The following is a 24,146-nucleotide window of genomic DNA, read 5'->3' on the forward strand; positions in this document are numbered from 1 at the left end:
ATGCTCCCGGTCCCATCCCGCGAGGCGCGCCTGCTCTTCTTCACCGCGGTGGGCCTCCTCGCACTGGGCTTCCTCGGCTCCTCCGCCCTGGTCGTGACGCTGGCGTCCGCGACGCTGCTCGCCCTGGCCACGCTGGCCGCATTCACGGTGCCGCTCGGGCGTCGCGTCCGCCGGCAGCGCCTGGAATTCGCCTGGTGGCTGGACCGCGCCGGCGGCAGCGGCACCATCGTGCCAGGCATCCCGTTCCAGGTGCGCTGCTACGTGCGTCACCGCGGACACGACGCCATCGCGCTGACCGACGTGCGGCCGCTGGCGCCCGGGAGCGTCGAGCTGCTGCCCAACCCGGCGAGCGATCTGCTCGTGTCCCCCAGCTCGCGCTCGGAGTTCACGTGCCGCCTGAGCGCTCGCGCGGTGGGCCGCGTCGTGTTGCACGGGCTCGCCGTCTCCCTCCGTGGCCCACTCGGTCTGTTCAGCATGCCGCTGTACTTCCCGAACCCACTCGTCGTGCGGGTGCTGCCGCGCGCTGCTGCGCTCGCCCGCCGCAGCCACCCACGCACCGGATACGCGGCAAGCCGTGCGGGGCGAACGGCGCTGCGCAGGCGTGGGGGAGGAACCGACTTCCATGAGCTGCGTCAGCTCCAGCCGGGCGACTCGTTCAAGTCCATCGCCTGGAAGGCGAGCGCGCGCAGCGGGCGTCTGCTCATCAAAGAGGTCGAGCAGGAGGTGCAGGAGGCGCACGTCGTCGTGCTGGACGTGACCGGCAGCATGCGGGGCGGTGAGCTCGGGACCCGGAAGCTCGACCACGCCATCGACGCTTGCGCCGCGCTGGCCCAACGTGCGCTCCGAGACGGTGACCGCGTCGGCCTGGTGCTCGCGGACGAGCGCCCCATCGCCCAGGTGCCCGTGGGAGAAGGTACGACGCACCTGCCCAAGCTGTACGACGCTCTGCTCGCGGCGACCGAGGTGGTCGACGCGGACCTGACGGCGCTCGACGACGGCCAGGTCGGCGCCTTGGTCGCGCGGTACATCCGGCACCAAGACGGGCTCGACTTCTCGCCCGGAAAGTCGGGTCGGTACCGGTCGCTCGTGCGACACGTCCACGCGGCCCTGGACCGTGAGGCGTTCGAGCAGACGGTCCACGCGGACACGCAGGAGGCGCGCACGCTGCGGGCGTTCTGCCGCAGTCGCGGACTGCCCATCCCGCACCGCCCCGACGCCAGCCACGGTCGCAAGGGGCCGGCGCTGGCAGAGGCCCTCCAGGTCGCCGCGGCGCGGGAGCGCTCTCCCCGCTCCATCACGCTCGTCACGGACTACCACGGGGTCCTGCACACCGACGCCCTGCGCCGCACCATCCAGCTGCTCCACGCGCACGGTCACGCCCTGACCGTCCTGCTGCTGACGACGCCCACTCGCGGCCCGCTCGAGGCCGCCGTCTACGGACGCACCGAGGCGCGACACGTCCGAGAGGCGAAGGTCTTCTTCGGGCGGCTTGGCGTGCGCGTGCGCGTCGCGGAGGGCGCCGATGCCGCGGGAGCGCTGGCGTTGCCGACGCCGTCTGCCAGGCTGGCCTCGTGACCGACTACTCGTTCGAGGACCCACGCGACGTCCTGGCGCGTCACCGGTTGGGCGCCAAGCGGCGCTTCTCGCAGAACTTCCTGATCTCGGAGCCCACCGTCCGCGCGATCGCGCGCGCCGTGGACCTGAAGCCTGGGGAACGCTGCGTCGAGCTGGGCCCTGGGCTCGGGACCCTCACGCGCGCGCTCGTGGCGTCGGGGGTGCCCGTGACAGGCATCGAGCGTGATCCCGACATGCTGCACGTGTTGCACAAGGAGCTCACGGATCACCCGAACTTCCACGTGGTCGACGGAGACGCGGCGCAACTCGACGTGCAAGGCCTCTTGGGTCCCGGGGGTCCCGTGGTCGTGGTGGGCAACCTGCCGTACGCGATCACGGGGATGATCGCGCGCCGTCTGGTCGACCAGTGTGCGAACGTCGCGCGCGTGGTGGTGATGGTGCAGCGAGAGGTCGCCGAGCGCTGGCTCGCCCACCCGGGCGAGCGGGCGTACGGTGCGCCGACCGTGTTCTTGTCCGCGGTCTACGCGATCGACCACGTCCTCGATGTCCCCCGCGGCGCGTTTCATCCAGCCCCGAAGGTGGAGAGCGCCGTGGTGCAGCTGACACCGCGGGCCGAGCCACGCGCGGAGGAGACCCCCACCTTGCAGGCGGTGGTGAAGGCGGCCTTCCATCAGCGTCGCAAGACGCTTCGGAACGCCCTGCGGCCACTGTTCACCGACACGGACACGCTCGACCGGGCGCTCGACATGGCCGAGGTGGATGGCCGCCGCCGAGGGGAGACGTTGTCGGTCGAAGAGTTCGCGCGCATCGCCGCGCACCTCTGATGCGGCCCTACCCCGCCCGCAGCGGGCGGCGGGCCGCCGCTCGTCGCCCCGTTGGCGCCTCGCTCAGGTGAGGTCGGGAGGGGTCGGCGCGCGCTCGTCGCCACCGCGAGGCCCGAGGGACGTCGTGACGCGCTCGTTGCCACCGAGGGCGTCATCGCGGTCTGGGTTCGCGTGCAGCGCGTGCCGGCGATAGGCACGCACGCCCCACAACGAGAGAGCGTAGGCCGGTACGCCCAACGCCACCCCGCTGATCAGTGAGCCCAGCCACAGCTCACCGCCCAGCTGAGCCATGGCGTCGCCGACACGGCTCCAGAACGCCGCCGAGAGCAGCTGTTCGAACATCCCGGCCGAGGTGGACTCGCCCGCCATGAGACGCTCCTGCACCTCGGCCCAGCTCGAGTCCCCCGCCCCTGCGTGGAGCACGAGGTTGCCGAGCCACCAACAGAAGCCGTACAGCGGCACCGCCGTGACCGGGTTGGTGATGAACAGGATGGGAACCCCCGCCACCTTGTTCACGCGCAGCGCCGTGGCGAGCGTGACGTAGATGACGATCTGCAGACCCAGCGTGGGGGTCATGGCCACCACGAACCCGAGGAACACCCCGCGAGCGATGCGTTGAGGTGAATCGTCGAGGCCGAGGATGCGGTTGACGACCACGTCCCGCAGACGCTGCCAGATCCTCACGGACCCTCCCCGGCGCCGCGTGGCGCGGTCGACGCTGCGCCGTCGTTCACATCGACGTCGGCGCAGTCCAGGGCTCCGTACCCACCGCCTCCCGGTGTCTCGATGCGGAGCACGTCGCCCGGCCCGACGCGCACGGCGAATTTTCCATCCATGGGCCGTGCGTTGAGCCAGTTGGCGCCGCGTGCGCCTGGGTGTCCTCCGGCCAGACCGAACGGCGCGCGGGTGCGCCTCTCGCTGAGCAGGCTCACATGGAGCGGCGCGAGGAACTCGAACTCGCGGACGAGTCCGTCGCCACCTCGCTGGCGGCCCGCCCCGCCAGACCCGGCGCGCAGCCCGAAGGTCCGGACCCGCACGGGGTAGCGGGCCTCGAGCAGCTCGGCGTCGGTGATGCGCGAATTGGTCATGTGCGTATGCACTCCGGGCGCTCCCGGGTGTAGCGCGCTGGCGCCGGCGCCGCCTCCGATGGTCTCGTAGTATCCAAAGTGTTCGTCACCGAGCGTCAGGTTGTTCATGGTTCCCTGGCTCGCGGCAACCCGGCCGAGCGCCCCGAGCAGCACGTCCACCACGCGCTGCGACGTCTCCACATTTCCACCCGCCACGGCGCTCTCGGCCGGAGGGTCGAGCAAGCAACCGGGCGGCAGCGAGAGCTCGACCGCCCGCACGCATCCTGCGTTGAGAGGAACCTCCCGGGACACCAGTGCGCGCAGCACGTACATGACGGCGGCACGCGTCACGGCGCGGGGCGCGTTGAGGTTGTTGGCGCGGGCGGGTCCCGTCCCCGCGAAGTCGAGGGACAGCCGCTGCCCCGAGACGCGCGCACACACCCGCACGGGCGTACCGTCGTCGAGGGCATCCTCGAAGTGGTGCTCCCCGTCCGGAATGCGGGCGATGGCCTCGGCCACCGAGGCTTCGGCGTCGTCCTGGACGTGAGCCATGTAGGCGTCCACCACCGCCCTGCCCTCTTGTTCGACAAGCTCGCGCAGCAAACGCTCCCCCAGGCGGTTCGCAGCGACCTGGGCCCGAAGATCGGCGATGTTCTCGTCTGGCCGCCGGGCGGGATACGGGCCGCCCGCGAGCGCCGCTCGCAGCGCTTCCACGTGCAGCTCCCCTTGGGCGACGATGCGCAGCGCGCGTAGCACGACCCCCTCCTCGACGAGCGAGGTCGAGAACGGCGGCATGGAACCAGGCGTGATGCCTCCGACGTCGGCATGGTGGCCTCGACACGCCACGAAGTACGCGGGCGCCGGGTCCTCCCCCACGTGCACGGGTGTGACCACCGTGATGTCCGGTAGGTGTGACCCTCCCCCCGCCGGGTCGTTGGTTGCGAACACGTCCCCCGGCGCCATCGCGGGGTGCGCGGCGCACACGGCGGCGACCGACTCGCTCATGGCGCCCAGGTGAACGGGGATGTGCGGCGCGTTCGCGATGAGCGCGCCCCGTGCGTCGAAGATGGCACACGAGAAGTCGAGGCGGTCACGGATGTTGGTGCTCATGGCGGTGCGCTCGAGCACGCTCCCCATCTGCTCGGCGATCGCCATGAAGCGGTGATGGAACACCTGCAGACGCACCGGATCGACCGAGGTGTCCCCGCGAGGCGCAGCGCGGGCCACTGGTCGCTCGTCGGTGAGCACGAGGATGCCCTCTGGCCCTCGTCGGAGGACGAAGCCCGGCTCCAGCACCAGTGTCCCCGTGGCCGCGAGGATCATCGCGGGTCCGTGCAGCTCGGCTGGGAGCTCCTCCTGAGCGTGCACAGGCACGAGCTGGCGGACGCCGTCGAGGAAGACGGGTGTCCGCATCGCCTGCGACGCGTCCCTCGAAGGCTCATTCGTGATCGCGTCGTCGTGCGCAGCGGTCGCGCGCTCGCGTGATTCGACCGACACGCGCGCCCGCACGGCGGCGACGCGCAGCGGCCTGTCACGCACGTAGCCGAAGAGCCGTCGGTGCTCGCGCTCGAACGCCGACGACATGCACGCGACGTCGCCGAACCGCACGGACAGCGACGTCTCGGTGCCCTCGGACCGTAGGTCCACGCTCAGCTCGATGCTCAACGCCACAGGGGCGTCCACACCGGCGAGGCCGCTCGCGTCTTTGGCGATGAGCGCTTCCCCCTCGGCCACGAGCGCCTCTGCCAAAAGGCGGAGCGCCGGGAGGGCGGCGTCTTCGAGGCCCACACCGCCCGCGTCGCGCGTCCCGTGCCATGCCGTCGCTGCGACCCCTATGCCGTACGCCGAGAGCACGCCGGCCAGCGGATGCACCAGCAGGGTGCGGATGCCGAGGTCACGCGCGACGCGGCACGCGTACTGTCCACCGGCACCTCCGAACACGACGAGGGCGTGCTCGCGGACGTCGTGACCACGGGCGACCGATACCTTGCGGATGGCGTCGCCCATCGTGGCCGTGGCAACGTCGAGGAAGCCCTCGGCGACCCGCGCGCGAGACGCGTCGGTGTCACCGTAGCCGAGCTCGTGAGCGAGCTCGCCCAAGCGCGCCGCGACGCGCTCCGCATGCAGCGGAAACGGGAAGCGCTCGGCGGGCACGCGGCCGAGGAAGTGCGCCACGTCCGTCAACGTGAGATCGACCGCATCCGGGTGGCCGTAGCAGAGGGGTCCTGGGCGGGCGCCAGCGCTCTCTGGACCGACCACCATGCGACGTCCCAGCAGGCGACAGATGGACCCACCTCCGGCCGCCACGGTGTGGATGTCGAGCATGGGCACCCGCAGCCGAGTCCCCGCGACACGCGCGTCGTACACGTGCTCGAGCGCACCGCCGTAGCGGCACACGTCCGTGCTCGTGCCACCCATGTCGAAGCCGACGACCTGGCTCGCCCCTGTGAGCGCGGCCACCTTGCCGACGGCAACCGCACCTCCGGCGGGACCCGACAACACGGCGTCACGTCCGCGGAAGTGCGCCGCCTCCATCAAGTCGCCACTGCTCTGCATCAGTCGGATGCGGCTGCCGGGGAGCGCGGCCTCGAGCGACGTGACGAAGCTGCGGATGACGGGCGTCAAGTAGGCGTCGACCAAGCACGTCTCGGTGCGCGCCAGATAGCCCCGGACGTGCGCCACCTCGTGCGACAGCGTCACCCAGGAGAAGCCCGCCGCGTCTGCCAGCGCGCCGATCGCGCGCTCGTCCTCGGGCGCGATCGGGGAATGCATGAGGGCCACCGCCAAGGAGGTGATCCCCATCTCGCGGAGCTCGCGCAAGACCTCGCTGACCGCACCCCGATCCAGATCGCGGAGCCGCGAACCATCGGCGGCGCTGCGTGCCCCCACTTCGCGCACGACCTCGTACAACGGCTCCGGTCGCTGGATCTCGAGCGCGAAGAGCTCGGGTCGCGCCTGGTCCCCGACCACCAGCAGATCACGGAAGCCTTCTGTCACGAGCAAGGCGGTGCGTGCGCCTCGGCGCTCGAGCAAGGCGTTGGTGGCGAGCGTCGTCCCGAGCCGTATGTCGCAAGGTGGAATCCGCGCGCCGTCCGCCAACGCCAAGAGCTGCCGGATGACGTCCAGGGGTGGCTCGTCCGTTGCGAGTTGCTTGGCCGTGCGAAAGCCCCCGCTCGCGAGCGGTGTGACTCCGTCGCAGAACGTGCCGCCGCGGTCGAGGTAGATGGGGTGGAGGGGCGGGGTCACCGTGGCGAGCCTAGCAGGCCGCCGCATCGCCATCGCGCCTGGGTCGACGCTTGCGATTCCGATGTGGCGCGATCTCGGGAGCGGCAGGAATCGCCGATAATCGTCACATTGAAATTGCTCGCGATTTTGAAATGGCGGATTGCAAAGATGCGCAGGCAGTCAAGGTTTTTGTGGACTTCTGAGCTGTGACACGCGACGGATGAGCACCGCTATGTCCCTCGAAGAGGTTCAAGTCTCATCACTGATACCGGCCAGCCCCAACGCCATCTACGCCGCGTGGATGGACTCGAGGCGGCACAGCGCCATTACGGGCTCGGTCGCGGTGATCAACCCTTGGGTCGGAGGTCGCGTCAGCGCGCGGGCTCGCTTCGTCGAAGCGACGCACGTGAAGCTGGACACCGGCAAGCAGATCCTCCTGGCATGGCGCACCCAGGACTTTCCGCCAGAGGCCGCTGACTCGCACGTGGAGATCCTCTTGCAGCCCGCCGCGGGTGGCACGAAGGTGAGCATTCATCACACGCAGATCCCGGCGGGACACTCCGCGGCCGCTCGGGAGATCTGGCGCGCCGCCTACCTGGATCCGATGAAGCGCTACTTCGGAAAGTCGGGTGCCATGGAAGCGGCTCACCGCGCGGCCACCCGAGCAGGGCAGATGCCCACGGCGGACATGGTGGGCATGCGACGCGCCCGGACCCCGATCACCTCGGCCGGCAACGTGCATGCGCCGATGATGACAGACGACCCCCCGCCCAAAGCGCGCCGCGTCATCCTGCGCAAGAAGAAGGGTTCCACGCAGTCCGATCCTCCCGTGACGGCTGCGCCGCCCGCCTCGAAGAAGGCCACCGAGCGCGCGAGCCACGATACACGGGGCTCGCAGCCGGGGACGAAGACGACCGCATCCAGCAGGTCGACACAGACGGTGTCGCCCGCCAGCACATCCAGTACCAAGCGCGTCAAGGCCGCTCCCAAGAAGGCCGCGCCCAAGAAGGCCGCTCCCAAGAAGGCCGCGCCCAGGAAGGCCGCTCCCAAGAAGGCCGCGCCCAAGAAGGCCGCTCCCAAGAAGGCCGCTCCCAAGAAGGCCGCTCCCAAGAAGGCCGCTCCCAAGCAGGCCGCGCCCAAGAAGGCCGCGCCCAAGAAGACTGCTCCCAAGAAGCGTCGTTGAATCGCCACGTCGTCTGGTCAGACTTCGATGCTGCCTGGTGCGGCCCTTCACGTGCCGCGCACCAGAGAACTCCAGCGCTACTCTGCCCGCGGGGAGCTCAGCGTGGTGTCCGCAGGTCCGCCTCGGCCGACACGAGCGCCGTCAAGACTTCGTGCGAGATGCGCCGCGCAGACGAAGAGCCGGATCCCTGAAACCGATCGGGATGGAGGCTGCGCGCGAGCCTCCGCAGCGCGACCCGCGCCTGCTCGGGCCGCGCCGTGGAAGGGAGGTCGAGGAGGGCCCACGGCGTGGCGTGACGCTGCACTTCACGATGCTTGCGCAGCAGCAGGCCATAGGAGTCGGGGCCGCGTGGCGCGATGGCGCGCACCAGCTTCAACGCCGTGAGCGTGCGCAGCGCGCGCAGACTCCCGGCAGATGCCGCGAGCACCGCGTCCACCTGACACGCCCCTGCGCGCAGCATCGACATCATGGCCAGCTCACTCGGGTCGAGAGACACGTCCGCCAAGAGCTGCTCCCCGAGTGGCGTCAGCTCCAACACTTCGTCGCCGAACTTGCGTCGTAGCAGCGCCGGGTCTTCCCCCATGAGCGCCTCGCGCATCGCCCCCAAGACGAGCTCGGCGACGTTCACGGGCTCGTCGAGGAGAGGCACCCCAATCTCGGGCGTGCCCGCGCGGAAGCGGAAGTCGGCATCGCGGAAGGAGAACAGCCTCAGCAGCCTGCGTTGAAGCTGCAACCGGAGCGCCCTCGTGAGCTCCTCCCGGGTCACGCGCCCGCTCTGCACCAGCCACTCCCCCACCGGCCCGGCTGGTGCGTCGTCCACGACGAGCGCCGCTTCCGAGCCCAACGCGCCGGACGCCACGAGCAAGTCCCCGAGGGCATTCTCGTCGGGTTCCGAGAGCGCGATCGCGCGCGGCGTGCCAGCGACGATGCTGACACGTGCGTCGGAGGGTCCCCGCTCGACGCCGCTCGCGACGACCTCGAGGACCCCGGTGGCGGCCGACCGGGTGAGCGTCAGGAGGGCACGCGAGAGAGCGGTGGCTGCTGGGAGTCGGTCCACTCCGTTCCGATACGACACACGCCATCACGGCGGCAACTTTCCGACAACGCGCGTGACGACGGCGGTAGAGCGACGCGGCCAGCGCGCCGCACACGGCGCTACGGGGTGTAGGGGCTGAGCGAGAGCGTGGTGCGGATGTCACGCGAGCGATGACCTACGGCCCCGCGCGTCACGCCGTAGCGGTCTGCGATGTTCTGCTGACTCAGCCCCAACCCGCGCAGCTGCGACACGGTGTACTCGACGGCTGCGGCCAGGACGTCGGGACGCCCGACGGCGTCGCGCAAGCCGATGTAGTCGTCGAGGACGTCACGCGCGCAGTTGATGTCGTCCGGATCGAAGCCGCCCGCGATCATCTGGTCCACCAGCAACGCGGCCACGGACTCCGTGAACTCGTCCTCGCAGCCCGACATGTCCTCGACGGCATCGTCGATGGCACCGTCGGCGACGGACCCAACACGACCCATGACGCCCTTGACCGCACGCGGTCGCTTGGCAGGGGCCCCTTGCTCGATCCACTCCTGTAGCGAGCGGTGCTCCTTGTGGCGAGGAGCGAGGGCGACCGCCTCCCGCGCGAGCACGAGGGCCTCCACCAGCTTGCCCCTGCGCGCCAGGCAGTGGGCCAAGGACGCCACAACCTCATCGTGGAGAGGCTCTTGTTCGTACGCCACCCGCAGGTGCTGTTCGGCGCCAACCAGGTCGTCCAGCCCGACGTCCAACAGGTGCCCCAGGTTGTGGTGGTACCAAGGCGTGCCTGGTGCAAAGCCGAGCGCGCGCCGGTAGCACCGGGCCGCGTACGCGTAGTTGCCGAGCAGCGCCTGACAGAGGCCCATCAGCGCGTGAAGTACGTCGCCGTGCCGGGGATGCCCCGCGTCGATCGCGCGGCGCAGATGCAGCGCAGCGCGCCACGGGTTGTCCTCGAGGTGTAGCTCGGCCAGGTGACGGTGCGCGAAGATGGCGGAGTCGCTTCCCACCGGAGCCTCGCGCGCGAGGTCGATCAGCGCACGTTCGATGTCGGCGCGACGACCACTCGACAGCGCTCGCTCTGCGCGCAGCTGAAGCTCCCTGATGGTCGGTTGCCCGCGTTCGCTCACGCCGTTCCTATACCCGGGGGTCGCGCGGGGTTCAAGGTCGTTCGCACGCCACGCGGGCCGCGCATTCCCCGGCGAGGGGTGAAGTGTGCACCCATGTGTGCCATGGTCCGCGACATGAGTGAGCCCACGGTCGCGCTGCGCGCGGCGCCGTTCTCTTCGTGCGTGGCCCTGACCGCGGTCCTGTTCGCGACCGGCGCATCTGCTGCGCGCGCCCAAGACACCCAAGACACCCAAAACACCCAAGACACCCAAGACACCGAAGACGCCCAAGGCCATAGGGACCTCGACGGCAGCGCGGACAGCACAGCGCCGGGACCGGGAGACACCTCGCATTTGGCGACGCCGCCCCCTGAGCCTTCACGGATGGCGCGGCGGATCGAAGCCGTGGACGCGCAGTTCGGCCGCTGGGTGGTCGTACCGATCGCCAGCGTGCTCATGAAGGACGTGTGGTTCTGGGACGACGGTGGCGACCCGACCGACAACACGAAGGTCCCGTTCATCGTGGCTTGGCTCATCCTCGGTGCGGTCTTCTTCACCTTCCGCTTTCGTTTCATCAACGTGCGGGCGTTCACGCACGCGCTGCGCGTCGTGCGCGGGGACTTCGACGATCCTTCGCACGCGGGCGAGGTGTCGCACTTCCAAGCGCTGTCCTCCGCGCTCTCGGCGACCGTGGGTCTGGGCAACATCGCGGGCGTCGCGGTCGCGGTGAAGCTGGGTGGCCCCGGCGCGCTCTTTTGGATGGTGGTCGCCGCCTTCTTCGGCATGACGTCCAAGTTCGCGGAGTGCACGCTCGGTCAGATGTATCGCAGCGTGGACGAGACCGGGCGCGTCCTGGGTGGCCCGATGCAGTACCTGAAGCGTGGGTTCGCCGAGCTGGGGATGACCCGGCTGGGCAAGGTCATGGCGACCCTGTTTGCGGTGCTGTGCATCGGCGGCAGCTTTGGCGGCGGGAACATGTTCCAGAGCAACCAGAGCTATCAGGGCGTCATTCAGATCATCCCCGCGCTCGACAACGCCGCGGGGAAGCTCATCTACGGCGTGCTCCTCGCCGCGCTGGTGGGCGTCGTGATCATCGGTGGCATCAAGCGCATCGGACAGGTGGCCTCGGCCATCGTGCCGCTCATGTGCGGGCTCTACCTCATCGCGGGCCTCATCGTGCTGGTGACCAACGTGAGCGCCATCCCAGCCGCCTTCGCGCTCATCTTCGAACGCGCGTTCGCGCCGCAGGCGGTCAGCGGAGGCGTCGTCGGTGTGCTCGCGGTAGGCTTCCAGCGCGCCGCGTTCTCCAACGAGGCGGGCGTGGGCTCAGCCGCCATCGCGCACTCCGCCGCCGCCACCGACGAGCCCATCCGCGAGGGCATCGTGGCGTCCATCGGCCCCTTCATCGACACAGTGGTGGTGTGTCTGATGACGGGCCTCGTGCTGATCGTAACGGGCGCGTGGACCGCCGACGCGGAGGGCGTCGCGCTCACCTCGATCGCGTTCCAGCGCGTGGTGCCCTGGTTCCCAGACGTGCTCAGCGTGGCCGTGTTCCTGTTCGCCTACAGCACCCTCATCAGCTGGAGCTACTACGGCGAGCGCTGCTGGGCGTACCTGGTGGGTGAGGGCAAGAGCCTCTGGTACAAGTTGATGTACCTCGGGGCGGTGGTGCTCGGCTCGGTGCTCAAGCTGGGGAGCGTGATCGACTTCAGCGACATGATGATCCTCGGCATGGCGCTCCCGAACATCGTCGGCGTCATCATCCTCAGCCCGAAGATCGGGACCGCGCTCGACACCTACTGGGCCAAACTGAAGAGCGGACAGATGACGGTCAACCGAGGCACGCCGCAGACGTTCTGACCACGCGCGGAGGCTCGCTCGAGCGCCCCTCGCGCACGGACGCGCGCTCTGACAGCCCGCTCAACGCTGGAGCCGGACGACCGTCAGGCGCTCTCCTCCCTCGTCCCGCTCGCCCGGCCGGAAGTCCCTGACGTAGCGCGTGTACTGACGCAGCTCGCTTCGAACGGCGTCGCGTAGCGCGCCACTCCCCACACCGTGGAGCACGTACGCGGTGGCCTCCCCCGCGCCGAACATGCGATCCAGGAACGCCTCGAGCATGGCCAGCGCATCGTCTACGCGCAGCCCCCGCAGGTCCAAGGTGTTGTCGGCGGTCGGCATGCTCGGAGCGGAGACCGCGGGAGGGGCCTCGTGAGCGATGGCCGGAGCCTTCTCCGCGTCGGGCGCGCTCGCGCCCAGCTCGCCCACGTCGACCCACAGCTTCAGCGCACCGGCGGCGACGCGGACTTTGCCCTTGAGCGGTCCCTCCAGGATCACGGCGCTTCGACCGAGGCGAGCCACATGGACCGTGGCTCCGATGGAAACGTCCCCGAGCTGAACCGGCGGTGCAGTGTCGTGCGCCGCGGACGCCCCACCCCGCGCTGCTCCGGCCTCCGTAGCGAGGTCGTTGGTCGCCCGCTGAGCTTCGTCCGTCTTGCGCAGCAGCGCCTGGAGCGACTGCTCGTCGCGTGCCTCACGCAGCGCCTTGCGCGCCTCCTTGATGCGCGCGCGGATGTCCCGCAGCTCGTCGAAGAGCTTGGTGGTGGCACGCGCGACACTGCGCTGGTCAGCTGCCATCAGCGCCTCGAGCTTGCCCTCGGCCTTCGCTTGGAGCGCCTCGGCGGCGCGCTCGCGCTCTCGCGCGCCGTCGAGCGTGCGCTGCGTCTCTTCACGCAACACCTGGATCCCGCGCACCAGCTGATCGAAGTCCCGGCTCTGCTCCGGAAGCACCGCGCGCGCGCGCTCGATCACGACCTCGGGCACGCCGAAGCGACGCGCGACGTCGAGCGCGCTCGATGCGCCTGGCATTCCCAAGGTGACCTCGAAGGTCGGGCGCATCTCGGCGACGTTGAAGCCCACCGCCGCGCTCAACATCCGCTCATCGCGCATGGCCATCGCCTTCAGCGCTTCATAGTGGGTCGTCACCGCCACCGCGCCACCTCTCCGGCACAGCGTGTCCACCAGCGCGCACGCGAGCGCGGAGCCTTCCTCGGGGTCCGTGCCGCCTGCGAGCTCGTCCATCAGCAGCAGCGCGCCGGGCTGCGTCTCATCCAGCATCTGCACGAGACGCGTCACGTGCGCAGAGAACGTCGACAGGTTCTTGTGGATGTTCTGGTCGTCCCCAACGTCGCTGGCCACGTGCGAAAAGAAGCCGCAGCGGCTCCCGTCGGCGGCTGGGATGGGGAGGCCCGCGCGCATCATGAGCGCGGCGAGACCGAGGGTCTTGAGGGCCACGGTCTTGCCACCTGCGTTGGGGCCCGACAGCACCAACGCGCGACCAGACGAGAGCGGCAGGTCGTTGGGCACGACGGCGACCCCGTCGAGCAGCAGGAGCGGGTGCCGCGCGGCCTTGAGGTCGATGTCGGACTCGTCCGATAGAGGCAGCACGCGCGCCCCCAGTTCATCACCCAAGCGCGCCGCGGCCGCCCGCAGGTCGGCGTGGTCGATGGCGTCGGCGGCTGCCATCAGGCTGGGCAAGCGCTCTGCGGCGAGGTCGGACAGCGCCTGCAGCACGCGGGCGATCTCCCGGTCGAGCTCCGCTTGAGCCATCTTGAGGTGGTTGCCATGGGGCACCAGCGCGCGCGGCTCGACGAACACGCTGTGTCCGCTGGCGCTCGTCCCGTGGACGATACCCGGGAGGGTCTCGTGGGCGTCCCGGCGAACGGGCACGACGTACCGCCCGTCTCGCTCGGTGTAGAACGCATCGGAGAGGATCGCCGCCTTCTCGACCAGGATCTCCTCCAGCTTCGCGATCAGACGCGCCCGCAAGTTGGCGACGTCGGAACGCAGCCGGCGGATGTCGGGGCTGGCGCGGTCGGACAGGCTCCCATCCGACTCGATGGCGGACTCGAGCTCGTCCAGCAACACGTCCAGCGTGGGGTCGAGGGCACAGCGAGCGTGGAGCGCGGGGGCCACGTGCCTGTGCCGTCCCAAGAACAGACGCAGCGCACGCGCGACGCCGAGCACGCTCATCAAATCGCGGAGCGCGGGGCCGTCCAGCGCCCCCCGCTTTTCGAGGCGCGCCAGCTGAGGGAACACCTCCCGCGCGCCATCCACGCGCAGCGGCTCACCGATGGAGGCGAGGTGCATCGCCTCCGCTGTCTCGGCCAAGGCGACCAGCGTTCCCTCTCGCGAGCCAGCGATGGGGAGATGCTCGAGCCGTGCGCGGAGAGGCCCACGGCAGCGCTCGGCGACCGCCTGCGAGAGGCGATCCCACTCGAGGTCCGCGAGGGTCTTTGAGAGCGTGTCCGAGGCCGACTGCGTCATGGCGTCGGCACCCTGCGGCTCGGGCCCCGGATGCGCAACCCACGGCGCGTCGGTTGTGCGTCTCCCTCGGCTCGGACCATCCGCGCGAAAATTCGACTGCGTCGTTGCTCTCCGCCGCGCTGCCCCTAAACTAGACCACTGGCGAGTAACATATCCCCGAACGAGAGCACGAATGCCCATCTCCCTATCCGAACTGCAGGCCAACGTCCGTTCTCAGAAGACGCTCATCCCCGGCCTCTACGGCGGAGTGGACTTCGACCAGGTGCCCGAGCGCTTCACCCGCGACCTCGGGGTGAAGAGCATGCTGGCCGAACCCTTCGCCACCAAGTACCGCGCGAAGGTGCTCGCGGACGCGGGGGCGGTCGATCGCATGCAGGCCTACACCATGCTGGGGGACACCGTCGCGGACGCTTACGCGGCGCTGCTCCCCACCTACGGCTTCCGGGGCTTGGTGGACATGCTCTCGCTCGCCTGCGAGAAGGGCCTGGACGCGGTGCAGGATCCGCCCGCCGAATTGGTGCGGTTCATCGAGTCCATGGAGCGCCGCCCCGACTGGATCGATCCGAAGCTCAGCGCGCAGGGCGCTCGGGCAACGCGCGTGACGATGGCCATCCTGGCCCCCTTCGTCATCCGAGGGGCGTTCATCGCAACGTTCATGAACAAGTACTCCGGGCTGCCCATGGCGCTCACGGGCGCGCTCTCCGAGGACTCCGCCGTGCAGCGTGTGAAGGAGACCGCCAGCTTCTTCACGACCGCTTGTCTGCCAAACGCGCTGGACCGCTTCGGCTCGGGCTTCCGCGCGGCCGCCATGGTGCGCCTCATGCATTCCATGGTGCGCGCCAGTCTGCTGATGCGCGCTGGGCGCTGGGACTCGACGGTGTTCGGTATCCCCATTCCGCAAGTGGACCAGATGCCCGCGGGGACCATGCCGGCGTTCGTGACCGCGTACCAAGCGGTGCGCGAGAAGCGCGGCTTCACCAAGCGCGAGCGGGCCATCGTCGAGCTGTGCCGGCACCAGTGCTTTCTGCTGGGGCTCCCGGACGACCTGCTGCTCGAGACGCCGAAGGACATCTTCGAGGCCATGCTGGTGTACTCGGCGACGCTGCGCGACGGATACGACGATGCGACCAACGGAGAGCTCGTGCGCGCGACGATGGCGGCCTACCTGCCGAGCGAGCGAAACCTCCCAGGGCGCGTGTTCGACACCGTGGAGCGCAGCGTCTCGAAGGTCTTCTTCCGTCACACGTTCCGGGTGCCAGACGACAAGCTCACCCAAATGCAGGTCATCCCGAGCCGCGTCGACTACGCCGTGTTCGCGGCGTTCCAGGGCTTCGCGGTGCCCACGCTGTTCGCGCACATGGCGGCAGAGCGCGTGCCGCTCGTGGAGCGCGCAGCCGACCGCTGGCTGGTGCAGCGCCTCGACGAGCTCCTAGTGAGCTACGGGCACGCGGAGTACACCACCAACCCCACCCAACACGCCGTGGCGCGGGGGGACGGCGGGCGACCGAGCGGCCACGAGAACGCCCACGGGCACGCGCCAGCCGGGGCGATGCGCCCGGCCGTCGCGTAGCTCAGCGGAAGATGTCCGGCACCTTCAGGTCGCCACCACCCATCATGGTGGTGGTCTGGGTGTCGGTCATGCGGGTGTCACCGTTCGCCGTCATGCCAGCCGGCGGTCGCCCCGCGCCAGTGCGACGCACGAGCGCCATCTGCACCGTGGTGCGACTGCCCTCGGGCGTGATCTCGAGGTCCCCGACCGAGAGCCCGTGGCGAGCCTGGAGCACGATGGGCACGCCCGACACGACCTCCAGGTCGCAGGGCGTGGGCCCGCAGATCTGCTCGGTGTTGGCCACCTGAACGCTGGCCCCGTCAGGACGCGTCTCGACGTGGATGATGGTCATGGACGGACCTGTTGGGGCGCCTGCGTCGTCCTGCGTGGCGTCCGCACCCGTGTCCGTATCGGGCGTGCTTCCGCCGGGACTCGTGGGACTGCCCGCGTCCGGCACGACCGCGTCCGGGGTCGGGCGCATGTCGGGGTTCTGCGCCACGACGACCGGCCTCTGGCTCAGGAACCAGGCCGCCACCCCGCCTCCCGCCGCGAGCACCACGGCGATGGCCAGGATCATGGGCAGTCGGCTGGGCTGCGGCTCCGCCATGGTCGGAGACGACACCCGCCCTGGGGCGAGGGAGCGCGGGGGCTTGCGCGGGGCCTTGACCGGCTCGCCGTAGCCCGCAAGCGTGGACTTTGCGACGCGCCCTTCGGACGCCGCCTCGAGGGCCTCGAGCAGCGCGGGCATGTCCTGGTAGCGGTCCTCGGGCGCCTTGGCGAGCGCCTTGTAGATGACCATCTCGAGCTCGGCGCTGCACTCGACGTGCTGGTTGACCTCCTGCAGCGCTGGGGGCTCCTCGAACATGTGCTGCGTGAGGATGCCCATGAACGAGTCGCCCACGAACGGCACGCGGCCCGTGACGCACTCGAACAGGATGACGCCCATGGCGTACACGTCCACGCGGTGGTCCAGGTGCTTTCCGGCGGCCTGCTCGGGGGACATGTATTCGGGCGTGCCGAAGATCATGCCCGTCTTGGTGAGCTTGCGGCCGGGCTCTCCCTCGGTCTCGATGTCGGACATCTTGGCGATGCCGAAGTCCACGATCTTCACGAAGTCCGCGTTGTCGTGGCGCGACACCAAGAAGATGTTCTCGGGCTTCATGTCGCGGTGGACGATGCCCTTGCTGTGCGCCGCCCCCAGCGCGCGGCAGCACTGGCTGACGATGGCGATGGCGCGCGGCACGGCGAGCACGCCCTCGCGCTCGAGGACGTTCGCGAGGTCCTCGCCCTCGAGGTACTCCATGATGAAGTAGCTCGCGCCCTGCGGGGTCTCGCCGAAGTCGCTGATGTCGACGATGTGCTCGTGGCCAATGCGCGAGGCGCTCTTGGCCTCTTGGCGGAAGCGCGCGACCACCTCGGGCCGGCTCGAGAAGTCGTCGCGCAGCAGCTTGATGGCCACCCGCTTCTCGATGACGGTGTGGATGCCTTCGTAGACGAGGCCCATGCCGCCCTCGCCGATCTGTCGGATGACCTTGTACTTGTCGAGCATCTGCCCGATGAGCGGATCATCCGGGATGTCCCCCGACTCCATCTGCGTGTGCGTGACGACGCGGGCGCCGTCGATCGGGCAGAAGACCTCGCCGCCTTCGTACTCGTTCTTGCAGACTGGGCAGATCTTGGTGGCCATCGTTAAGCAGGGAAATGGGGCGCTCGGAAGACGCGGAGACGGTATCACCGGGGTGCAGGGGGGTCAACGAAAGCCCCGCCGCAAGTGAGCCAAACTGCTTGGAAACTAGAACCCCGGGGGACCTTGGGGGCGCTCCCACGGACGTTGCAGCGGCCGCCCGGCTCTGGTACCGGGGATGGCGATGACCGAGCCCGAGCCGCGGATCCGCCTGCTGGACGACGCCCTGATCGACCAGATCGCGGCGGGCGAGGTCGTGGAGCGTCCCGCGAGTGTGGTGAAGGAGCTGCTGGAGAACTCCCTGGACGCCGAGGCCGGGTCCATCACCGTCACCATCGTCGACGGCGGCACGGAGAGCATCCTGATCAGCGACGACGGGCACGGCATGGGCCCGGTGGACGCCGCGCTCGCCGTGCAGCGGCACGCCACGAGCAAGCTGCGGCGATTCGAGGACCTGAGCCACATCCGCACGCTCGGCTTCCGCGGCGAGGCGCTGCCCTCCATCGCTTCGGTCAGCCGCTTCGAGCTGACCACACGGCGGGCCGAGGACGTCTCGGGGGTGCGGGTCCGCGTGCACGGCGGCGAGGCGGAGCCCCCCGCGCCCATCGGGTGTGCCCGGGGCACGACCGTGAGCGTCCGCGACCTGTTCTACGCCGTGCCGGCACGGCGGAAGTTCCTGAAGGCGCGCCAGACCGAGACCAGCCACGTGATCGACGTGTGCCGGCGCGTGGCCTTGGCCCACCCTGAGCTGCGGCTGCACGTCTTCAGCAACGAGCGGCGCGTGGGAGAGTGGCTGCCCGAGAAGGACTGGTTCGCGCGCGCCCAGGCCAACTTCGGGGACGAGACCTTGCAGCGTATCGAGGGGCAGCGCGGCAGCGTCCAGGTTCGCGCGGCGCTGGGGGCTCCCGAGAAGGCGCGCACGGGCACGCGCCACCTGTACCTGTTCGTGAACGGTCGCCCAGTGAAGGACACAGCGCTGGCGCGGGCCGTCAGCTTCGCCTACGGCAGCGTGATCTCGGGGGGTCGCTACCCCGCAGGGGTGCTGCACGTGGACCTGCCGGCCGAAGAGGTGGACGTCAACGCGCACCCGCAAAAGACCGAGGTGCGCTTCGCGGCTGGGTCGGCCGTGCACGAGGCGGTCACGCGCGCGCTCGCGAAAGAGCTGGGAACGCAGGCCTTCGGCGGCCCTGCCAGCCGGCCCGCCGCGTCGTTCTGGGATACGCGACTAGGAGGGGCGATGGGAGGCGGTGCGTACGCCGGGGGTGCCGCTGGGGTGGGCGGCGTCGGGCTCGACCTGCGGATGGCTGGCTCGCCGGAGCGCCCGAGCGCCGACGCGGCCAGAGGCGCGACCGTCGCGGGTGGAGTCCAAACGGGCACGGTGCCGGTGCCCTACCCTGCCTCCACCGCGGCCTTCCCGCAGGGCATGGGGACAGGCCCCGTTGGCGGCACATTGCCAGTGGCAACCTTGGCCGAGCGAAGCCCCTTGGCCGGCACCGCGACCGACGGCGCGCTGTTCCCGGCACCAGGCGTGTTCGGTCGCCTGCGTGTCCTCGGGCAGGTGCGGCAGATGCTCATCGTGTGCGAGGGCGACGACGGGCTCGTGGTGCTCGACCAGCACGCCGCGGACGAGCGGGTGGTGTACCACCGGCTCAAGCGTGCATACGCAGAGAAGCGCGTGAGCACGCAGCGCCTGCTGTTTCCAGAGCGGGTCGACGTCACGGACGCCGACGTCGCGCTCGCGGAGGAGGCCGCCGACGCCATCGCTCAGGCGGGCTTCGAGGTGAGCGCGCTCGGGCCACGCACCCTGGCGGTGCACACGATGCCCACCGTGCTGAGGCGCGCCCCGCCAGCGCGACTGCTGCGCGACCTGCTGGACGAGCTGAGTCGCACGGGAGACCGCGCGTACGGCGACGCGGTGGACATGGCCATCGCGACGATGGCGTGCCACGCGGCCATCCGGGGCGGGGACCCACTGAGCGTCCAGGAGTGCCAGGCGCTGCTGCGCGCCATGGATGACGTGGGCGAGTTCCGTGGGCACTGCCCGCACGGGCGACCGGTGGTGTACGACGTGTCGTTCGCCGAGCTCGAGAAGCGGCTGGGACGTTAACCAGTGGAAGCCACCCACGACAGCGAACGAGCAGGAGAGCTCTCCCGAGAGGAGGCCGCCGTGCACGCGACGCACGACGGAAGGCTCCTGGTGCTGGCGGGTCCCACGGCCAGCGGCAAGACCCGCGTCGCCTTCGCGCTGGCGGAACGCTTCCCCATCGAGGTGATCAGCGCCGACAGCGTGCAGGTCTATCGCGGCTTCGACATCGGCTCCGCCAAGCCGAGCGCCAAAGAGCGCGCCCTGGTGCCACACCACGTCATCGACGTGCTGGCCCCCGAAGACGCGATGGACGCGGGCGACTTCGCGCAGCTCGCCCAGCGCGCCATCGTGGAGGTGCGACGCCGCGGCCGGATCCCCGTCGTGGTCGGCGGCACGGGGCTCTGGTTGCGCGCCCTGCTGCGTGGCCTGGTGCAACTCCCCAAGCCCGACGTCGCCATACGCGCCGCGCTGGAAGCCGAGTGCGCCACGCGCGGAGCCCCGGCCATGCACGCCCGTCTCGCCCAGGTGGACCGACGGGTCGCGGCCGCAGTGCACCCCAACGACCAACTGCGCATCGTGCGGGCGCTCGAGGTGTACGAGCAGACGGGCCGCCCGCTGGGCGACCTGCAGGCGGAGCACGCGCTCGGAGCTCGACGCTACGAGTCGCTCATGGTCGCGCTCGACCCTGGCGCGGACGCGCTCACGCACGCCATCGAGCGCCGTCTCGCGAGCATGTTCGAGGCAGGCTTCGTGGACGAGGTGCGGCGGCTGCGGGAGCGACACGCCGACACCGCGCGCGCGTTCGGCAGCGTGGGCTACAAAGAGGTGGTGGCGCACTTGCGCGACGGTGTCTCGATGGACGACACGCTGCGCTTGGCGCGCAAGGCGACGCGCGTCTACGCGCGGCGGCAGCGCACCTGGCTGCGCGGCGACCCCAGCGTGGACCTGCGCACGAGCGCGGAGGCCCTGCTGCGCGGCGTCGAAGGCGAGCGCATCGCTGCGTTCCTGGAGGCGCAGCGACCGTGAACTTCTTCGGACACGCCGTCGTGGCAGGCTGGTTCGAGGCGGACCCCCGCTACGTGCTCGGGAGCATGCTCCCGGACTTCGCGAGCATGTCTGGCACACGGCTCGGCGACGTCGCGGACCCTCGCGTGGCCGCCGGTGTGGCCCTGCACCACCGCACCGACGATGCGTTCCACAGCGCGCCCGTGTTCCTTGACCTGATGGCCCACGTCAATGCCTCGCTGGCGAGCACGGACGTCGGCTGGGGCACCGCGCGCGCCGTCGCCCACGTCGGGAGCGAGCTGTTGCTCGACGGTGTGTACCTCGCGCGGCACGCCACGGCCCCGTACGTGCGCGCGCTGGACGTCGCCCACGGCCTCGCTGCGGAACAGAACCTCGGCGCGGCCTTCCGCGACGGGGGCGAAGGGTTCGAACGAGTGCTGGCGCGCCTGCGCGACGCTGGGCCGCCGCACGCCTACCGTGATCCGATCCGCGTCGCCGAGTTCCTCGACCGCGCCCTCGCGCGTCGTCCGCGGCTCCGGTTCCAGCCAGGGGATCGGCCGCACGTGATCCGCGCGCTCGAGCGTCTGCAGCCAGTGGTCACGGAGAGGGCGGACGAGCTGCTCGCCTACCTGCGCGAACACGAACTCCTGCGCGTCGACACCCTCCGGGATACAACTGCCCCATGAGCGCAGGCCAGCGCGAAACGCTGCATCCCACCGACGAACCTCTGCCGGGCCCACCGCGGTCCAGGCGGCGCCTGTGGTTGGCCCTGAAGGTCGCCTTGTCGGTGGCCATCTTGGCGCTCGTCATCGGCCGCAACGATCCGAGCGCCCTGTGGGACGCCCTCCGCCGGGTCTCTGCGCGTGCGGTGGGGGTGAGCGCCGCGCTGATCACACTGACCGCCGTGATCGGCGCGGCGCGCTGGGCTGCGGTCATGCGCGCCTATGGCGCCCCCCACCTGCCGAGCGCCGGACGCCTCCTGCGCCTGTACTTCATGGGCTTCTTCTACAACCTGTGGCTCCCCGGCGGCGTGGGCGGAGACCTGGTGCGAGGGGTAGCCAGCCGCGAGGCCTTCGGTGACGCGGGAGCGACCGCCGGACTGACGGTCGTGTTCGTCGAGCGACTCTGCGGACTCATCGGTCTGTTCTTGTTCGTGGGCGTGAGCTTCTCACTGTGGCCCCTGCCGGGCGTCGATGTGCCCGTCGTATACGCGGCCATGGCCCTCGCGTTGGCTGCGTCCGGCGTCGCGCTGGTGGCCCTCGCCCCGGCGCTGACCCCCGTGCTTCCACCTCCCCTCGCGCGCATCACCGCCCGCGTGCCGCGGCTCGTCCGCCGGGAGCCGTTCATCTTGGCGCTCGGCCTCTCCACCCTGACGCACCTCTTCACGGCGTTGAGCGGCCACGTGCTCGTCGCGGCCCTCGCGCCGAACGTCTCGGCGACGCACTCCCTGACGGTCGTGTCGCTGGCGGCGGTGTCGGCCTTCTTTCCACTGACGCACGCGGGCGCTGGCATCCGCGAGGGGGCGTTCGTCCAGCTCTATGCGCCGCTGGGCGTCCCGGGGGCCTCGGCGGTGGCCGCGTCCCTCGGCCTGTTCGCGACGCAGCTGCTGGTCTCGGGCGCTGGGGCACTGGTCAGCGTGCTGGCGGGCGGAGCGCAAGCACCCATCCCCGAGCCCTCGACGCCCACCATCGGTGCGGCCGGCCCACCCCCCACGCCGACGGATCCGGCCGGTCCCACGCAGCAGGGTGAGGCCCCGTGACGGGCCTCGCACACCCACGCAGCACGTGGAGCGCAGCCGCGCTCCTGGGCGTCTACTACCTCGCCACCATGACGCGAGACATGAGCCTGCTCGACAGCCCCGAGCTCGCGCTGGTCGCGACGCAGGGCGGCGTGGGCCACCCCATCGGCCAGCCACTCCACACGCTGCTGGGGCACGTGTTGGTCCGCCTCGGAGGCGCCGTGGGTGTGTCGCCGCTGCTGTGCCTCAACGGGCTGTCGGCCGTGGCGTGCGCGCTCACTCTCGTGCCAGTCACGTGGGTGCTCGAACAGCACGTGCCCGCGACCGAGCCGCGCCAGGGGGCGCTTCGTCCGTGGCTCATCGCCCTGTGTGGGGTCCATGCGGCGCTGTGGGAGCCAGCGACACGCGTCGAGGTGTATCCCCTCGGGACGCTCCTGGGGGCTACGTCGGTGGCGCTGCTCGGCGCAGCGCTGCACAGCCCTCCCCGCGGCGCCCGTCTCCCCATGGCCTGCGCCGGCCTGAGCGTCTCGCTCGCCGCGGGCGCGAACGCGGTCAGCGCGACGTTCTTCTTGGTGGCCATGGCGCCGCAGGTGGGGCGCGCGCTGGTCACCCGGCGCTTGTCCCTGCGCGCGCTCGCTCCGGCCGTCGCTGCGGCGGTGCTGGGGCTCTTGGTGTGGGCCTACGTGCCTTTGGCTGCACGCGATCCCGACGTGGTGGCGTGGGGGCGGCCCGTCGACTGGCCAGCGCTGCGCGCCTACCTCCAAGGCGAGGACTACTCGGGCAAGTCGGTCGCGTTCTTCTCCACGGACTTCGCGGCGCACGTCGCGGCCTTCGGTGAGTGGGGCACGCGCAACGGGCTCCTCGCCATCATCGGCTTCGGCCTGCTGGGGACCGCGCTGCGCGCACGCCCGATCCTCCCGCTCACCTGCATCTTGTTGCTCGCCAACACGTCTTGGTATGCGCGCTACGACCCCTTCGCACCGGGCCTCTTGGACTATCTCGGCTACCTCGGGGCGCCCTTGTGGTTCCTCGCAGGGGGCTGCGCGCTCCTCGTCGAGTGGGCGGCAGACCGAGGCCGTGTAGTCCACGCCGTCGCAGGGACGACACTGGCCCTGGTGACGCTCCTCGCACCCCCTGCGCCTTGGCAGCGGACACGCTCTGGCGACCACGTGACGCGTACGCTGACGACCGCCGCACTGGACGAGCTCCCGCGCGACGCCGTCCTCCTGGTCGAGGCAGACCACTGGGTGGGTCCGCTCCTGTACTTGCAGGAGGTGGAGCGGCACCGCCCAGACGTGGTCGTGCTCGCCCTCGGCCTCGCCAGCTCGTCCTGGATGTGGGAACTGCTCTATCGGCGCCACCCTGGTCTGCAGCCCTTCGTGTTGCGCGCCCCCGGCGGCCGTGACGCGCGTGTGCGGCGCTTCCTCGCGGCCCAACCGACACGCCGCGTGTTTGCGAATGACCCGCGGTTGGCGCCGCCGCGTCAGGCGACCCAGCTACGTCTCAGGTGGTGTCCTCTCGGAGCTGCGCGCGTGCGGGCCAGGCGATCGCCGATCGGCTGGCTGTATCGCCGTTGCTGGCTGCAGCGCACCGCGCGCGCTCCACGGCGCGAAACAGCCAGGCACCACCGGACTGCGCGGCTGGGAGGCGGAGACGCGCGCACGGGCGCACTGGCGGCGGCGGAGGGCGCGCGCGCGGCGCGTTCGTCGCCCTGACCCGTGAAGCGCGCACGATGTGTCGCGAGACCTCGTCCGGAGCGC

At 70.5% G+C, this 24,146-nt stretch carries 16 protein-coding genes; 10 read left to right on the forward strand and 6 right to left on the reverse strand.

Going from position 1 to position 24,146, the window contains the following annotated elements; all coding sequences use genetic code 11:
• A complete protein-coding gene (locus H6726_15125) occupies positions 1–1,575 on the forward strand; it encodes a DUF58 domain-containing protein (GenBank protein MCB9658982.1) in 1,575 nt (524 codons plus the stop codon).
• A complete protein-coding gene (gene rsmA / locus H6726_15130) occupies positions 1,572–2,399 on the forward strand; it encodes a ribosomal RNA small subunit methyltransferase A (GenBank protein MCB9658983.1) in 828 nt (275 codons plus the stop codon). Before H6726_15125 ends, rsmA begins: the two co-directional genes overlap by 4 nt.
• A 63-nt stretch (positions 2,400–2,462) precedes the next feature.
• Here rsmA and H6726_15135 read toward each other — a convergent pair whose 3' ends face one another.
• Both H6726_15135 and H6726_15140 read right to left on the reverse strand, forming a co-directional pair.
• On the reverse strand, positions 2,463–3,083 hold the full coding sequence (locus H6726_15135; GenBank protein MCB9658984.1) for a DUF2062 domain-containing protein: 621 nt from the start codon (positions 3,081–3,083) through the stop codon (positions 2,463–2,465).
• Positions 3,080–6,712 (reverse strand): hydantoinase B/oxoprolinase family protein, encoded by a 3,633-nt coding sequence (locus H6726_15140; protein MCB9658985.1) that lies wholly within the window; start codon positions 6,710–6,712, stop codon positions 3,080–3,082. Before H6726_15140 ends, H6726_15135 begins: the two co-directional genes overlap by 4 nt.
• Positions 6,713–6,923: 211 nt before the next feature.
• Here H6726_15140 and H6726_15145 point away from each other — a divergent pair, with 211 nt between their 5' ends.
• Complete coding sequence (locus H6726_15145) at positions 6,924–7,874, forward strand: SRPBCC domain-containing protein (GenBank protein ID MCB9658986.1); 951 nt, start codon at positions 6,924–6,926, stop codon at positions 7,872–7,874.
• A gap of 97 nt (positions 7,875–7,971) precedes the next feature.
• On the opposite strand, the gene H6726_15150 is transcribed toward H6726_15145, so the two are convergent.
• Together H6726_15150 and H6726_15155 are read right to left on the reverse strand one after the other, a co-directional pair.
• The gene (locus H6726_15150; protein MCB9658987.1) at positions 7,972–8,931 is read right to left on the reverse strand and encodes a J domain-containing protein; all 960 of its coding nucleotides are present in this window, start codon (positions 8,929–8,931) and stop codon (positions 7,972–7,974) included.
• A gap of 98 nt (positions 8,932–9,029) precedes the next feature.
• Positions 9,030–10,022 (reverse strand): tetratricopeptide repeat protein, encoded by a 993-nt coding sequence (locus tag H6726_15155; GenBank protein ID MCB9658988.1) that lies wholly within the window; start codon positions 10,020–10,022, stop codon positions 9,030–9,032.
• Positions 10,023–10,385: 363 nt separating this feature from the next.
• Between H6726_15155 and H6726_15160 the strand changes: the two genes are divergently transcribed.
• Entirely contained in the window at positions 10,386–11,861 is a 1,476-nt protein-coding gene (locus H6726_15160; GenBank protein MCB9658989.1) for an alanine:cation symporter family protein, read from the forward strand.
• A gap of 60 nt (positions 11,862–11,921) precedes the next feature.
• Here the strand turns inward: H6726_15160 and H6726_15165 are convergent, their stop codons facing one another.
• On the reverse strand, positions 11,922–14,324 hold the full coding sequence (locus H6726_15165; protein ID MCB9658990.1) for a Smr/MutS family protein: 2,403 nt from the start codon (positions 14,322–14,324) through the stop codon (positions 11,922–11,924).
• 172 nt (positions 14,325–14,496) lie between these two features.
• On the opposite strand from H6726_15165, the gene H6726_15170 reads away from it, so the two are divergent.
• On the forward strand, positions 14,497–15,894 hold the full coding sequence (locus H6726_15170; protein MCB9658991.1) for a DUF2236 domain-containing protein: 1,398 nt from the start codon (positions 14,497–14,499) through the stop codon (positions 15,892–15,894).
• Between the two features lies 1 nt (position 15,895).
• Here H6726_15170 and H6726_15175 read toward each other — a convergent pair whose 3' ends face one another.
• A complete protein-coding gene (locus H6726_15175; GenBank protein MCB9658992.1) occupies positions 15,896–17,560 on the reverse strand; it encodes a protein kinase in 1,665 nt (554 codons plus the stop codon).
• A 181-nt stretch (positions 17,561–17,741) separates the two neighbouring features.
• Between H6726_15175 and mutL the strand changes: the two genes are divergently transcribed.
• Genes mutL through H6726_15200 form a run of 5 tightly spaced genes read left to right on the forward strand, consistent with a single transcriptional unit; the run spans position 17,742 to position 24,101 of the window.
• Positions 17,742–19,664, forward strand: a complete 1,923-nt coding sequence (gene mutL, locus H6726_15180; protein ID MCB9658993.1) for a DNA mismatch repair endonuclease MutL — start codon at positions 17,742–17,744, stop codon at positions 19,662–19,664.
• Between the two features lie 60 nt (positions 19,665–19,724).
• Complete coding sequence (miaA, locus tag H6726_15185; protein ID MCB9658994.1) at positions 19,725–20,669, forward strand: tRNA (adenosine(37)-N6)-dimethylallyltransferase MiaA; 945 nt, start codon at positions 19,725–19,727, stop codon at positions 20,667–20,669.
• Positions 20,666–21,334 carry a hypothetical protein gene (locus H6726_15190; GenBank protein MCB9658995.1) on the forward strand — a complete coding sequence of 223 codons (669 nt, stop codon included), beginning with the start codon at positions 20,666–20,668 and terminating at the stop codon, positions 21,332–21,334. The genes miaA and H6726_15190 overlap by 4 nt, the downstream gene beginning before the upstream one ends.
• The gene (locus tag H6726_15195) at positions 21,331–22,407 is read left to right on the forward strand and encodes a flippase-like domain-containing protein (protein ID MCB9658996.1); all 1,077 of its coding nucleotides are present in this window, start codon (positions 21,331–21,333) and stop codon (positions 22,405–22,407) included. The genes H6726_15190 and H6726_15195 overlap by 4 nt, the downstream gene beginning before the upstream one ends.
• Positions 22,404–24,101: a DUF2723 domain-containing protein gene (locus tag H6726_15200; GenBank protein MCB9658997.1), complete on the forward strand. Its 1,698-nt coding sequence runs from the start codon at positions 22,404–22,406 to the stop codon at positions 24,099–24,101. The genes H6726_15195 and H6726_15200 overlap by 4 nt, the downstream gene beginning before the upstream one ends.
• The last annotated feature ends 45 nt before the right edge of the window (positions 24,102–24,146 follow it).

Source organism: Sandaracinaceae bacterium, from assembly GCA_020633055.1.
Classification (GTDB): Bacteria; Myxococcota_A; Polyangia; order Polyangiales; family Houyiibacteriaceae; genus JADJJE01.